At 71.7% G+C, this 14,140-nt stretch carries 14 protein-coding genes; all 14 read left to right on the top strand.

Annotated elements, in window-relative coordinates:
- The first annotated feature begins 29 nt into the window (after positions 1-29).
- Positions 30-1,262 (top strand): glycoside hydrolase family 5 protein, encoded by a 1,233-nt coding sequence (locus ABT369_RS16190; RefSeq protein ID WP_350612646.1) that lies wholly within the window; start codon positions 30-32, stop codon positions 1,260-1,262.
- 53 nt (positions 1,263-1,315) lie between these two features.
- Positions 1,316-2,239 (top strand): alpha/beta hydrolase family protein, encoded by a 924-nt coding sequence (locus ABT369_RS16185; protein ID WP_350612645.1) that lies wholly within the window; start codon positions 1,316-1,318, stop codon positions 2,237-2,239.
- A 121-nt stretch (positions 2,240-2,360) separates the two neighbouring features.
- A complete protein-coding gene (locus ABT369_RS16180; RefSeq protein WP_502891773.1) occupies positions 2,361-3,569 on the top strand; it encodes a substrate-binding domain-containing protein in 1,209 nt (402 codons plus the stop codon).
- 64 nt (positions 3,570-3,633) lie between these two features.
- Complete coding sequence (locus ABT369_RS16175) at positions 3,634-4,377, top strand: ABC transporter ATP-binding protein (RefSeq protein ID WP_350612836.1); 744 nt, start codon at positions 3,634-3,636, stop codon at positions 4,375-4,377.
- A complete protein-coding gene (locus tag ABT369_RS16170; protein WP_350612643.1) occupies positions 4,374-5,093 on the top strand; it encodes an ABC transporter ATP-binding protein in 720 nt (239 codons plus the stop codon). The genes ABT369_RS16175 and ABT369_RS16170 overlap by 4 nt, the downstream gene beginning before the upstream one ends.
- Positions 5,090-5,977, top strand: a complete 888-nt coding sequence (locus ABT369_RS16165; protein ID WP_350612641.1) for a branched-chain amino acid ABC transporter permease — start codon at positions 5,090-5,092, stop codon at positions 5,975-5,977. Before ABT369_RS16170 ends, ABT369_RS16165 begins: the two co-directional genes overlap by 4 nt.
- The gene (locus tag ABT369_RS16160; protein WP_350612640.1) at positions 5,974-7,077 is read left to right on the top strand and encodes a branched-chain amino acid ABC transporter permease; all 1,104 of its coding nucleotides are present in this window, start codon (positions 5,974-5,976) and stop codon (positions 7,075-7,077) included. Before ABT369_RS16165 ends, ABT369_RS16160 begins: the two co-directional genes overlap by 4 nt.
- A gap of 117 nt (positions 7,078-7,194) precedes the next feature.
- Positions 7,195-7,953 (top strand): ABC transporter ATP-binding protein, encoded by a 759-nt coding sequence (locus ABT369_RS16155; RefSeq protein ID WP_350612639.1) that lies wholly within the window; start codon positions 7,195-7,197, stop codon positions 7,951-7,953.
- On the top strand, positions 7,940-8,632 hold the full coding sequence (locus ABT369_RS16150) for an ABC transporter ATP-binding protein (protein WP_350612638.1): 693 nt from the start codon (positions 7,940-7,942) through the stop codon (positions 8,630-8,632). The genes ABT369_RS16155 and ABT369_RS16150 overlap by 14 nt, the downstream gene beginning before the upstream one ends.
- A 14-nt stretch (positions 8,633-8,646) precedes the next feature.
- On the top strand, positions 8,647-9,888 hold the full coding sequence (locus tag ABT369_RS16145; RefSeq protein ID WP_350612637.1) for an ABC transporter substrate-binding protein: 1,242 nt from the start codon (positions 8,647-8,649) through the stop codon (positions 9,886-9,888).
- A gap of 6 nt (positions 9,889-9,894) precedes the next feature.
- Positions 9,895-10,767 carry a branched-chain amino acid ABC transporter permease gene (locus ABT369_RS16140; RefSeq protein WP_350612636.1) on the top strand — a complete coding sequence of 291 codons (873 nt, stop codon included), beginning with the start codon at positions 9,895-9,897 and terminating at the stop codon, positions 10,765-10,767.
- Entirely contained in the window at positions 10,764-11,684 is a 921-nt protein-coding gene (locus ABT369_RS16135) for a branched-chain amino acid ABC transporter permease (protein ID WP_350612634.1), read from the top strand. The genes ABT369_RS16140 and ABT369_RS16135 overlap by 4 nt, the downstream gene beginning before the upstream one ends.
- 109 nt (positions 11,685-11,793) lie before the next feature.
- Positions 11,794-13,419, top strand: a complete 1,626-nt coding sequence (locus ABT369_RS16130; RefSeq protein ID WP_502891769.1) for an MFS transporter — start codon at positions 11,794-11,796, stop codon at positions 13,417-13,419.
- A 59-nt stretch (positions 13,420-13,478) separates the two neighbouring features.
- A complete protein-coding gene (locus ABT369_RS16125; RefSeq protein WP_350612633.1) occupies positions 13,479-14,090 on the top strand; it encodes a TetR/AcrR family transcriptional regulator in 612 nt (203 codons plus the stop codon).
- The last annotated feature ends 50 nt before the right edge of the window (positions 14,091-14,140 follow it).

Here is a 14,140-nt window from a genome sequence, read left to right as displayed (position 1 = left end):
GCCGTCAGACGTGAGGACAGGTCAGCTCTATGGGTCGTACGCGCCTTTACTGGATTTCCGCACTGGTCGCGCTCGCCGTTGCCGCCGTCGCACTGGTGCCGCTGCTCGTCAGCAGCGACAAGGACGACAAGAAGGTCCACCCCGCCCGGGCGGACTCCGCCCAGCGGCTGCAGATGCCGTTGCACGCCGTAGGCTCGAAGATCGTCGACGCCCGCGGCGTGACCGTGCAGTTCACCGGCGTCAACTGGTTCGGGCTGGAGACCAACACCTTCGCCCCGCACGGGCTGTGGTCGCGCAAGCTCGACGACATGCTCGACCAGATGGTCGCGCAGGGCTTCAACTCGATGCGCCTGCCGTTCAGCAACGAGCTGTTCGACCCGGCGTCGAAGCCCAACGGCGTCGACTACGCGCTCAACCCGGACCTCAAGGGCCTGACCGGCCCGCAGCTCATGGACAAAGTCGTCGAGGGCGCGACGAAGCGCGGCATGATGGTCATCCTCGACCGGCACCGCCCGACCTCCCAGGGCCAGAGCAACCTCTGGTACACCGACAAGGTCAGCGAGGACCGCTGGATCTCGGACTGGGTGAAGCTCGCCAAGCAGTACAAGAACAACCCGCTCGTGGTCGGCGCCGACCTGCACAACGAGCCGCACGGCGAGGCCACCTGGGGCGACGGCAACGAGAAGACCGACTGGCAGGCCGCCGCGCAGCGGGCCGGCGACGCGGTGCTCAAGGCCAACCCGAACTGGCTCATCGTCGTCGAGGGCATCGAGAACTACAAGACCGCCGACGGCCAGAGCGACGGCTACTGGTGGGGCGGCAACCTGCAGGGCGCCAAGGAGCACCCGGTCAAGCTCTCCGACCAGTCCAAGCTGGTGTACTCCGCGCACGACTACAGCCCGAAGGTCTGGTCGCAGCAGTGGTTCACCGACCCGAAGTTCCCGGCCAACATGCCCGCGCTGTGGGACAAGCAGTTCGGCTACCTGGTGAAGAACAACACCGCCCCGGTGCTGATGGGTGAGTTCGGCGGACGCTCGGTGGCCGAGACCGACGCCCAGGGCAACAAGGACCTGGAGGGCATCTGGCAGCGCAACCTCGTCAAGTACCTCAAGGACAACGGGCTCAGCTACACGTACTGGGCCTGGAACCCGAACTCCGGTGACACCGGCGGGGTCCTGAAGGACGACTGGACGACGGTCGACGCCGACAAGGCCGCGCTCCTGAAGACCTACCAGGCGCCGCTGGCGGCCGCGGCGCAGTAGTACAGCAAGGCCCTCCCTCCGCTGCTAGATTGCGCGGGGGGAGGGCCTTTCTCATGCCTGAGTCAGATACGGTCGTCGATTCCACCGCCGGGCCGCTCAACGCGATCCTCCGCATCCCCGACGGCCCGGTCCGCGGAGGGCTCGTGCTGTCCGACGGCTCCGGCCCGGCCGACCGCCACGCCTGGCAGGGAGTGCCCGGCTGGCTCGCCGAGCGGGGGATCGCCACCCTGCGCCACGACAAGCCCGGCTGCGGCGGCTCGCCCGGCGACTGGCGCACCCAGACCTTCGCCGACCGCGCCGCCGAGGGCCTCGCGGCGCTGACCGTGCTGCGCAAGCAGGCCGGGGTCGAGCGGGCCGGCCTGATCGGCTACAGCCAGGGCGGCTGGGTCTCGCTGCTGGCCGCCGTCACCGTCCCGGACCAGGTCGACTTCGTGGTCACCCTCGGCGGGCCGTACGTCGGGGTCGAGGAGCAGGAGCGCACCCTGCTCGCCCGGGTCATGCGCCGCAAGGGCGTGCCCGAGGACCACATCGCGGCCGGGCTGGCCTGGGCCGACGAGCGCGCCGCCCGGCTGGCCGCCGGCGAGGACCCGGCCCAGGTGCACGCCGACCAGGCCGGCTTCGCCGGCGACGACTGGGCCGCGATCGTCTGCGACCGGCCCTACGACACGCCGGAGGAGCTCGGGTTCTTCGCCCGGATGCTGGCCTTCGACCCCGCCGCGGTGCTGCCGTTCCTGCAGTGCCCGCTGCTGGCCCTCTTCGGCGCCGACGACGAGCACGTGCCCGTCGAGCGCAGCCTGCAAATCCTGGGGGAGCGGCTGCCGTCGCGGCACCGGGGCACGAACGGGATCGGGGTGTTCCCGGGGGTCGGCCACATGCTGTATCCGGTGCCCCCGCGAGCCGGTGTTTCCCTGTTCGAGCAGCTTTCTCCCGGGTTCCTGCCGCTGCTCGGGGCCTTCCTGGAGCGGGTCGCCCCATAGGGTTCCGCCGATTCTGTGTGGCCCGACCACATAGCGACGTGCCCGACGCCACTCCTAGCGTGTGCGAACACCCGCCAGCAGGCGCTGGCCTTAACACGGCGTTCACACGGAGGAAGCGTTGATCAGGCATTCAGGCGCGCCGCGGCGGCTGTTGGTCGCGGTGCTGGGACTCACGCTCGCCGCGACGTTCGCGTCTGCGTGCAGCAGCCCGCAGGAGGCCGCGCAGGAGCCGGCCGGCGACGGCGCGCCCATCAAGGTCGGGCTCGTGTACTCGCAGACCGGCCCGCTCGCGTCCTACGGCAAGCAGTACATCGAGGGATGGAAGGCCGGGCTCGCCTACGCGACCAAGGGCACCGGCAAGGTCGGCAACCGCCCGATCGAGGTCAAGGAGGCCGACGACGCCGGTGACGCGGCCAAGGCGGTCTCGGCCGCCAAGGACCTCATCGGCCAGGGCTACAAGATCCTCGCCGGCAGCACCTCGTCCGGCGTCGCGAGCCAGATGGCCCCGCTGGCCGCGCAGAACAAGGTCCTGTTCGTCTCCGGACCCGCGGCCACCGACGCGGTGACCGGCATCAACAAGTACACCTTCCGCTCCGGTCGCCAGTCCTACCAGGACGTCCTCGCGGCCAAGTCCTACCTGACCGCCCCCTCGGGCAAGAAGGTCCTCGTGTTCACGCAGGAGGGCGCCTTCGGCAAGTCGAACGCGGACGCCGTGAAGGCCGTCATCGGCGGGGCGGGCGCCACCGTCGACGCGATCTCGGTGCCGGCCAACGCCACCGACTTCACCGGCTTCGCGGTGCAGGCCAAGAACGCCAAGGCCGACATGGTCTTCGTCGCGTGGGCGGGCACCACCGCCACCGCGATGTGGCAGGCCCTCGACCAGCAGGGCGTGCTCGGCTCGACGCTCGTCGTCACCGGCATCGACCAGCGCGCCTCCTGGCCGACGTTCGGCGCCGCCGGGTCGAAGATCTCGCTGCTGGCCCACTACTTCGACGGGGCCAGCGACAACGAGGCCACCGCGGCGCTGCGCAAGGGCGTCGACGGCGGCAAGGTCGACCTGTTCCACCCGGACGGCTTCACCGCCGCGCAGATGGTGGTCCGGGCCGCGCAGGAGGGCGGCGACGACGTCGACAAGATGGTCGCCGCGCTCGAGGGCTGGTCGTTCGACGGCGTCAAGGGCAAGCTCACGGTCCGCAAGGAGGACCACGCCCTGCTCCAGCCGATGTTCCAGGGCAAGTTCAGCGGCTCCGGCGCCGACCTCAAGCCGGAGCTGGTGAAGGCGATCGACCCGGCCGACGCCGCGCCGCCGGTCGCGCAGATGAAGGGCTGAGCCGGTGGCCGAAGCCCCGGTGCCGGCGGCCGGTGGTGTCCTCGCGGACGCCCCGGCCACCGGCCTGCTCAGCACCCGGCGCCTGACCTGGCGGGTGGGCGGGGTCGCCATCGTCGACGGGGTCAGCCTCGACCTCGCCGAGGGCGAGTTCCTGGCCGTCATCGGCCCCAACGGCGCCGGCAAGACCTCGCTGTTCAACCTCATCTCGGGGCTGCGCAAGCCGTCGGACGGGTCGGTGTCGCTCGACGGCCGGGACGTGACCCGGCTGGCGCCGTACCGGCGGGCCCGGCTCGGCCTCGGGCGCACGTTCCAGTCGTCCTCGGTCTTCGCCTCGCTCACCGTCGCGGCCAACGTGCGCCTGGCCGTGCAGGCCCGCCGCGGCGGCTCGATCCGGCCCTTCCCGCTGCCGGGCCGGGACCGCGAGGTCGCCGAGCGCGCCGAGCGGGTGCTGTGGCGGGTCGGCCTCGACCACCGCGCCGGGGCCAACGCCGGCACCCTGGCCCACGGCGAGAAGCGCAAGCTCGAGATCGCGCTGCTGCTCGCGGGCGAGCCGCGGGTGCTGCTGCTCGACGAGCCGATGGCCGGGGTCAGCGCCGAGGACGTGCCCGGCCTGGTGGCGCTGATCCGCACCCTGACCCGCGAGGAGCGGCGCAGCGTGCTCATGGTCGAGCACCACATGGACGTCGTGCTCGACCTGGCCGACCGGGTCGCCGTCATGCACCACGGGGCGCTGCTGGTCTGCGACACCCCGGACGTGGTCATGGCCGACCGCACCGTCCAGGAGGCGTACCTGGGAGAGAAGCTGTGACCATCCTCGACATCGCGGGACTGGACGTCCGCATCGCCGGCTCGCACATCCTGCAGGGCGTCACGTTCGGGGTCGCGCCGCAGGGCGTCACCGCGCTGCTCGGGCGCAACGGCGTCGGCAAGACCACGACCCTCAAGGCGGTGCTCGGCCTGCTGCCGCGCGGCGCCGACCTGGCCGGCGAGGTGCGCTTCGGCGGGCGGCGGGTGACCCGGCAGCAGACCTTCAAGCTGGTGCGCGACGGGCTCGGCTACGTGCCGGAGGACCGCGGCGTCTTCGGCGGCCTGACCGTGGCCGAGAACCTCCGCCTCGCCGAGCGCCCCGGCGCCGCCCCGGACTACGAGCGCGTCTACGGCCTCTTCCCCGAGCTGCAGCGCCGCGGCCGGCAGCGGGCCGGCACGCTCTCGGGCGGCCAGCAGCAGATGCTCGCGATCGGGCGGGTGCTGCTCAACCCCAACCGGCTGCTGCTCATCGACGAGCCGACCAAGGGCCTCGCGCCGAAGGTCGTCGGCGAGGTCGCGGCCGCCCTGCACGCCGTCGCCCAGGTGGTGCCGATGCTGCTGGTCGAGCAGAACCTGGCCGTCGTGCGGCGCCTGGCCCAGGACGCGGTCGTCATCGCGGCGGGCAAGGTCGCCTACACGGGGCCGGCGCCCGATCTCCTGGACTACACCGAGAAGACCAAGTCGCTGCTGGGCGTCGGAAAGGCGGACCACGCATGAGCACGATCGTGTTGCTCACGCTGACTGGGCTGGGGTTGGCGGCCTTGTACTTCCTGGTCGCCTCGGGGCTCGCGCTCGTCTTCGGCCTCGCGGACGTGCTCAACTTCGCGCACGGGCTGTTCCTCTCCGTCGGGGCCTACGCCACCTGGTGGGCGGCCGGGCACCTGCCCGGGGCCGGGCCGAGCGGCTGGGGCTTCGCACTCGCCGTGCTCTTCGGCGTCGTGTGCGGGACGGCCGTCGCCGCGCTGGTCGAGCTGGTGCTCATCCGGCCGCTGTACCGCCGCACGATCGAACAGGTCCTCGTGACCGTCGGCCTCTCGCTGGCGGGCGTGGCGCTGCTGCAGGCGTCGTGGGGGAGCGACCCCCGGCCCTACCCGCGTCCACAGTGGACACAGGAGCTGACCACGATCGCCGGGGCGCGCGTGCCCAACGACCGGTTCCTGCTCATCGGGGCCGCGATCGCGGTGCTGCTCGGGCTGCTGGCCTTCCTGAAGTACACCCGGATCGGTCTGGTCATCCGCGCGGGCGTCGAGGACCGCTCGATGGTCACCGCGCTCGGCATCGACGTGCGGCGCGCGTTCACCCTCGTGTTCGCCATCGGGGGCGCGGCCGCGGCCCTGGCCGGCGCGCTCGGCGGCGTGTTCACCGGCGCGATCTCGCCGACCGGCGGCAGCTCCCTGCTCATCTTCGGGTTCATCGTCGTCGTCATCGGCGGCATGGGCTCGGTCACCGGCGCCGCCTACGCCGCGGTCGCGGTCGGGCTGCTGCAGCAGTTCGTCAACTACACCTCGCCGGGCCTGGGGGACATCTGCGTCGTCGCCCTGCTCGCGGTCGTGCTCCTCGTCCGTCCCCAAGGGATCACCGGGAAGGTCGCCACCTCATGACGACACAGACCGCCCAGTCCGCCCGCAGTGCCCCGGCCCCCGCGCCGGGGCGGGGCCGGATCCCGCTCGCCCGCTTCGGCCCGCTCGTGGCCCTCGTGATCCTCATCGCGCTGCCGTACTGCGGCCTGCGGATCCCCGGCGTCTTCGACTCGGCCGTGAACGCCCCCGGCACCCTGCAACTGCTGGCCCTGTGCCTGGTCTTCGGCGCCCTGGCGATGGGCTACGACCTGCTCTTCGGCCGCACGGGGATGCTCTCGTTCGGCCACGCGCTCTACTTCGCGGCCGGGGTCTACGGCACCGACATGCTCGTCACCAAGGCCGGCTACGGGCTGTGGACCGCGATCCTGCTGGCCGTGATCGGCACCGCGGTCCTCGCCGCGCTGCTCGGCGCGATCGCGCTGCGCACCGGCGGGATCGCGTTCGCCATGGTGACGCTCGCCTTCGCGCAGGTCGCCGCGATCACCATCGGGCGCGACCCGGGCGGGGCCACCGGCGGCGAGGAGGGCCTGCCGATGGACTCCTCGAAGGTACCGGACTTCCTCGTGGGCGTGACCAACACGGTGAACCTGTACTGGCTCGCCCTCGCCGCGCTCGTGATCACCGTGCTCGTCGTGCACGCGATCGGCGACTCCCCGGCGGGGCGCGTGCTGGCCGCGATCCGCGACGACGAGCGCCGGGTCGGGGTGCTCGGCCTCGACCCGTACCGCTACCGGCTCTTCGCCTTCACCGTCGCCGGCGGCCTCGCCGGGCTCGCGGGGGCCATGTACGCGCTGCTCATCGGCGGCGCGACCCCGCACATCGCGGCCTCCGACCAGACCCTGACGCTGCTGGTGATGGTGGTGCTCGGCGGGCCGGGCACGCGCTGGGGGCCGCTCATCGGCGGGTTCCTGTTCACCTACCTCGACTACCGGCTCGTGGCCCTGGGCGACTCGGACGCGGTCGCCGGGCTGCCCGGGTTCCTGCGGGGACCGCTGTCGCAGCCGCTGTTCATCCTCGGCACCGTGTTCATCCTGGCGGTGTACTTCTTCCCCGGCGGCCTGGCCGGCCTGCGCACCCGTCTGGGCCCGCTCGCGCGCTGGATTCCCGAGCGCCGCACATAGAGCGCGACACATAGCTTTATATGTAAATATGTGGATTGCCTCCGTGGTGACCCCGGGAGTGGCGGCCGTAGCTTGTGACGGCCGTCACTTCTTGTTGTCCAAGGGGGTGTGTCCCACATGGATGGTTCCGCGCTCGTCGCGCGCGGCCTCACCCGCGACTTCCGGGGCTTCCGGGCCGTCGACGGGGTCGATCTCGATGTCGCGGCCGGTGCCGTGCACGCGCTCGTCGGGCCCAACGGGGCCGGCAAGACGACCCTGTTCAACCTGCTGACCGGGTTCCTCGCGCCGACCGCCGGGCGGATCGAGCTCGCCGGCCGGGACATCACCGGGCTCGCGCCCGAGCGGGTCGCCCGCCTCGGCCTGGCCCGCTCGTTCCAGATCGCGAGCCTCTTCCCGCAGCAGACCGTGCAGGCCCACGTCGAGCTGGCGCTGCAGGGCGGCACCTCCCTCGGCTGGGCCTTCTGGCGCTCCGAGCGGCCGCTGCGGCGCTTCCGGGACGGCGCCCTGCACCTGCTGGAGCGCGTCGGGCTCGCCGAGTCCGCGCAGGAGCCCGCCGGCCGCCTGCCGTACGGGCGCAAGCGGGCCCTGGAGCTGGCGATCGCGCTCGCCCTCGACCCGAAGGTGCTGCTGCTGGACGAGCCGACCGCCGGCATGGGGGTCGAGGACGTCGAGCGGACCGTCGAGCTCATCGCGGCGGTCCGCGACGGGCGCACCGTCGTGCTGGTCGAGCACAACATGAGCGTCGTCGGGCGGCTCGCCGACCGGGTCACCGTCCTGCAGGCCGGGCGGGTCCTGGCCGAGGGGCCGTACGAGGCCGTGCGGGCCGACGAGCGCGTGGTCGAGGCCTACCTGGGCAGCGCCGATGCTGCGCATTGAGGGGCTGTCCGCCTGGTACGGCGAGGCGCGCGTGCTGCGCGACGTCGGCCTGCACGTGGCCGAGGGCGAGGTCGTGACCCTCTGCGGGCGCAACGGGGCCGGCAAGACCACGCTCCTGCGCTGCGTCATGGGCCTGCACACCGGCCAGTCCGGCACGGTCGAACTGGCCGGGCGGGACATCACGAAACGTCCGCCGCACGCCCGGGCGCGGGCCGGCCTCGGCTGGGTGCCGGACGACCGGGGCGCCTATGCCACGCTCAGCGTCGCCGAGCACCTGGCGCTGCCGCCGGTGGTCGGGCCCCGGCCGTGGAGCCTGGCGGCGATCCACGAGGCGTTCCCGAACCTCCACGAGCGCCGCCGCAGCCCGGCGACCACGCTGTCCGGCGGCGAGCAGCAGATGCTCGCGCTGGCCCGGGTCCTGCAGATGGGCGCCACCGTCCTGCTCTGCGACGAGCCCACCGAGGGGCTCTCGCCGCTGCTCGTGCGGCGGGTCGGCGAGATCCTGCGCCGGGCCCGCGACCACGGCGTCACGGTCCTGCTGGTCGAGCAGAACCTGCGCTTCGCCACCACCGTCGCCGACCGCCACTACCTGCTCGCCGAGGGCCGTATCGCCGGCGAGTTCGACAACGCCGACGTGCGTTCCCGCGAGGACGAGCTCCTCGCGCACCTGGGCATCTGACCGGAGGTACACCTATGAAGCGTTTGGTTGTTCTCGGCACCGCCGCAGTCCTGCTGCTCGCCGGGTGCGGCGGCGGTGGCCCCCGCTCCACGGGCGGCGGCGGGCTCACCGGCGGCAAGATCGTGCTGGGCGTGCTCAACGACCAGTCCGGCGTCTACGCGCAGCTGTCGGGCAAGAACTCCGTCGTGGCCGTGCAGATGGCCATCGAGGATTTCAAGGCCAAGTACGGCGACAAGGCGATCACCACGAACATCACCGTGGAGACCGCGGACCACCAGAACAAGCCCGACGTCGCCAACACCCGCGCGAGCGAGATGTACGACCGCCAGGGCGTCGACGCGATCCTCGACGTGCCCACGTCCTCGGCCGCGCTGAAGGTCGCCGACGTCGCCAAGCAGGCCAAGAAGCTGTACTTCAACATCTCCGGCGCCACCACGGACCTGACCGGCAAGTCCTGCAACAAGTACACGTTCCACTACGCCTACGACACGGCGATGCTCGCCAACGGCACCGGCACCGCGGCCACCCAGGCCGGGGCCAGGAACTGGTACATCGTCTACCCCGACTATGCCTTCGGCCAGGACATGCAGAAGTCCTTCGCCGCGGCGGTCGGCAAGGGCGGCGGCACGGTGGTGGCCAGCGACCCGACGCCGTTTCCCAACGACAACTTCTCCACGTTCCTGCTCAAGGCGCCGACGCTGAACCCGAAGCCGGACGTGCTGGGCACCATGCAGGCGGGCGCCGACCTGGTGAACCTCGTCAAGCAGTACAACGAGTTCAAGCTCAAGGACAAGGGCATCGGGCTGGCCGTGGGCCTCATGTTCCTGACCGACATCCACTCGCTCACCCCCGACGCGCTGGCCGGCACCACCTTCACCGACGCGTGGTACTGGAACTTCGACGAGCGCAACCGCGCCTGGGCCGACAAGTTCGCCGCGCGCACCGGCGGGCAGCGCCCCACGTTCGCCCACGCGGCCAACTACTCCGCCGCGACGCAGTACCTCGAGGCGGTCCAGGCGGCCGGCACCGACGACGCCGACGCGGTGGTCAAGCAGCTCGAGGGCAAGAAGGTCGACGACTTCTTCCTGCGCGGCGGCGAGTTCCGGGCCGCCGACCACCGGGTGCTGCACGACGCCTACCTGGCGAAGGTCAAGCCGAGCTCCGAGGTCAAGGAGGCGTGGGACTACGAGCAGATCGTCAAGACCATCCCGGCCCAGGAGGCCTTCCGCGCCCCGTCGCCGGACTGCAGGCTCTGATCCGCGATGGGCCTGCTCACCCACACGGTGAACGGACTGGTCGGGGGCGGCTTCTACGCGCTGCTCGCCCTCGGCCTGGCCGTCATCTTCGGCCTGCTCCGCGTGGTCAACTTCGCGCACGGGGCGTTCTACATGCTCGGCGCGGTCGGGGCCTTCTTCCTGCTGGACTCCCTCGGGCTGTCCTTCTGGGTCGCCCTGGCGGTCGTGCCGGTCGTGCTCGGCCTGCTCGGCGTGGCGCTGGAGCGCACGGTCGTGCGCCGGCTGGCCGCCCTGGACCCGCTCTACAACTTCCTGCTCACGTTCGGCCTGACGCTGATCCTCCAGGACGCGGTGAAGTCGCGCTACGGCACGCAGTCCAAGCCGTACGGCGCGCCGGCCGGGCTCGGCGGGACGGTGGACTTCGGGGTGTTCGACTTCCCGGCGTACCGCGTGTTCGTCCTGGCCGTCGCGGTCGCGCTGTGCGCCGTCGTCTGGTGGGTGCTGGCGCGCACCCGGGTCGGCATGGTCGTGCGGGCCGGGATCGAGCGGCCCGAGCTGACCCGGGCGCTCGGCATCGACGTGGGGCGGTGGATCGCGCCGGTGTTCGGCTTCGGCGTGGCGCTCGCGGCGCTGGCCGGGGTCCTGGCCGCGCCGGTGCGGGCGGTCAACCCGCTCATGGGCGGCGACCTCATCATCGGCGTCTTCGCCGTCGTCGTCATCGGCGGGCTCGGCTCGGTCTTCGGCTCGGTGGCGGCCGGGTTCGCCATCGGCCTGCTGCAGGCCTGGAGCGAGGCGTACGCGCCGCCGCTGCTGGCCCAGACACTCATCTTCCTGGTCATGGCGCTGGTGCTGCTGGTGCGCCCGGCCGGGTTGTTCGGTCGCGAGGAGGGCACGGCATGAGGTGGGCACTGGTCGCGGCTGGGGCGGCGGTCGCGCTCTGGCTGCCCAACGGGCTCTATCCGGCGGTGGCGGTGGACATGCTCTGCTGGGCGCTGTTCGCCGTCGCGATCGACCTGCTGCTCGGCTACGGCGGGCTGCTGTCCTTCGGGCACGCGGCCTTCTGGGGCACGTCGGCGTACACGGCCGGGCTGATCGCGGCCCGGCTCGGGGCGCCGTTCCCGGTCGCCGTGCTCGGCGGGGCGCTGACGGCGGCCGCGCTGGCGGTGCCGATCGGCTGGCTCGCGGTGCGCCGGACCGGGATCTACTTCGCGATGGTCACCCTCGCGTTCGCCCAGATGATCTACTACGTGGCCAACGCGTGGTCCTCGGTCACCGGCGGCGAGAACGGGCTGCAGAGCGTGCCGCGCGAGCTGTTCGGGCTCGACCTGTCCGACCCGTACTACTTCTACTACGCGGCGCTGCCCATCGTGGCGCTGGGCCTGCTGCTGGCCTGGCGGATCGTGCACTCGCCGTTCGGCCGCGTGCTCGTCGCGGTCCGGGACAACGCGAGCCGGGCGCGGGCGCTGGGGTTCGCGGCCGCGCGGTACAAGCTGCTGGCCTTCGTGCTCTCGGCCTTCCTCGCGGGGCTCGGCGGCGGCCTGTTCGCGGTCGCGCACGGCTTCGTCGCCCTCGACGTCCTGCACTGGACGACCTCGGGTCAGGGCGTGGTGCTGGTCGTGCTCGGCGGGATCGGCACGCTGTGGGGCGGCGTGCTCGGCGCCGGCCTCGTCGTGAACCTCACCGACCAGCTCTCCCAGGCCGGCTTCGACCTGGTCGGCCTGGTCACCGGCGGCATCTTCGTGCTGGTGGTGCTGCTGTTCCGGCGGGGGCTGTGGGGCACGATCGCCGGTTTATTCCGCAGGTGGCGCCGGGTGTGATCGGACGCACTATTCAATACGAGACGGTTCCGTATCGCGGCCTGGAGGGCTACGTTGATACGGAACTGTTCCGTATCGTTATCGCGTTCCGACCAGGGGGAGCAACACCGTGAGCGCACCTACCGCAAGCGCGGCGCCGGGCAATGCCGTGGCGCCGGCCAACACCGGGCATCCTCGCCGCTGGGCCATCCTCGGCGTGCTCGTCATCAGCCTGCTCGTGGTCGTCCTGGACAACACCGTCCTCAACGTCGCCATGCGCACCATCGCCGACCCGCAGAAGGGCCTGGGCGCGACCCAGAGCCAGCTCGAGTGGGCGATCAACTCCTACACGCTCGTCTTCGCCGGCCTGCTCTTCACCGCCGGCATCCTGGCCGACCGGCTCGGGCGTCGCATCACGCTGACCGTCGGCCTCACACTCTTCGGCATCGCCTCGCTGGTGTCGGCCTACGCCGGCTCGGCCGACCAGCTCATCTGGGCCCGCGCCCTCATGGGCCTCGGCGCCGCGGCGGTCATGCCCTCGACCCTGTCGATCATCGCCAACGTCTTCGACCCGCGCGAGCGCGGCCGCGCCATCGGCGTGTGGGCCGGCGCCGTCGGCCTCGGCGTGGCCATCGGCCCGATCGTCGGCGGCCTGCTGCTCGAGCACTTCTGGTGGGGCTCGGTCTTCCTGATCAACGTCCCGATCGTCATCGTCGGCCTGATCCTGGTCAACACGCTGATCCCCGAGTCGCGCGACCCGAAGCCGGGCCGCATCGACTTCGTCGGCGTGCTGCTGTCCATCATCGGGCTCACCCTGCTGACGTACGGCGTGATCGAGGGCGGTGACCACGGCTTCGGCAAGATCGAGTCCTGGGGCACCCTGGCCGCGTCGGTGATCGTCCTCGCCGCGTTCGCCCTCTACGAGCGGCGGATCGAGTTCCCGTCGCTGGACGTGAAGCTGTTCGCCAACCGGGCCTTCAGCACCTCGACCGCGATGATCGGCCTGGTCTTCTTCGCGGCCATGGGCATCATGTTCATCAGCGCCTTCTACCTGCAGCTGGTCCGCGACTACGGCCCGCTGGCCTCCGGCGCCCTGTTCGTGCCCTTCGCGGTGGCCCAGATGATCTTCGCCCCGCGCAGTGCCGCCATGGTCAAGCGCTTCGGCCCCAAGGCCGTCGGCACCACCGGCCTGCTGCTGGTCGCGGCCGGCCTGTCCGCGTGGATGTTCATCCAGGCCGACACGCCGATCTGGATCGTGGGCGCGCTGTTCTTCCTGATGGGCGTCGGCATGGCCAACGTGATGCCGCCCGCGACGGAGGCGATCATGTCCGCGCTTCCCCGTGAGAAGGCCGGCGTCGGATCGGCCGTCAGCAACACCATCCGTCAGGTCGGCGGCGCCCTCGGCGTGGCCGCGCTCGGCGCCGTCATCTCCTCGATCTACCGCAGCCACATGGAGTCGGCCACCGGCAACCTGCCGGCCGCGGCGCGCGACGCCGCCAACGAGTCGATCTCGGGGGCGTACGGGGTCGCCGAGCACGCGGGTGCCGCGGCGCCGGCGCTGATCCAGCACGCCAACGACGCCTTCATCACCTCCATGCACTACGCGGCCATCGGCTCGGCGGTCTTCGCGCTGCTCGGCGCGGTCGTCGCCCTGATCGGTCTGCCCGGCAAGCGCCCGGCCGACGCTCCCGCGCCCACCAACGCCGAGGGTCTGGCGGAGGAACAGGGCGTGGAGCTGGTGGGCGTAGGCGACTGACGGATCGGGAGGAAACCGGTGAGTAGCTTCGGTGTGAAAACTCGGTAACAATGGAAACCATGACGCTCAGCGTGGACGCGGTGCCTGACCAGGACCGGAAGGGTCCCGGCCGGCCCCGCAGCGCCCGGGTCGACGAGGCGATCGTCGAGGCGGTGTTCGAACTGCTCAGCTCCGGCCAGAGCGCGGACGCCATCTCGATCGAGGCGGTCGCCGCGAAGGCCGGCGTTGGCAAGGCGACGATCTACCGCCGCTGGCCCAACAAGGAGGCGCTGCTGATCGACGCCGTCCTGGCGATGAAGGGCCCGATGCCCGAGCTCAAGGGCGAGTCGGTCCGGGGCGACCTGATCACGCTGATCGCGGCGATGCGCAACAAGCGCATGGCGCAGTACGGCAAGGTCACGGCCTGTCTCATGCCGGAGCTGTTCAAGAGCTCCGAGATGTCCCGGGTCTACCAGGGCGTCGTGGAGCCCCGCCGCGAGCTGATGCGCGGGGTGCTGCGCCGTGGCATCGCCTCGGGGGAACTGCGCGCGGACCTGGACGTGGAGCTGGCGCTGCTCGTCCTGTCCGGCCCGACGCTCGCTCAGAACATGCTGCGCTGGAACCCGAACGTGCCGGACGAGGGCTTCGCCGAGAATTTGGTGGATTTCGTCCTGCGCGGTGCCCACGCCTGACGCGTCACCCGTTTCGACGTCGGCCCGGTCGTGCCCCTCCTGGCGCGGCC

The sequence above is a fragment of the Dactylosporangium sp. NPDC000244 genome, from assembly GCF_040300725.1.
Classification (GTDB): domain Bacteria; phylum Actinomycetota; class Actinomycetes; order Mycobacteriales; family Micromonosporaceae; genus Dactylosporangium.
The sequence above is the reverse complement of the archived record's forward strand: the minus strand, read 5'-3'. Positions and strand labels throughout refer to the sequence as shown.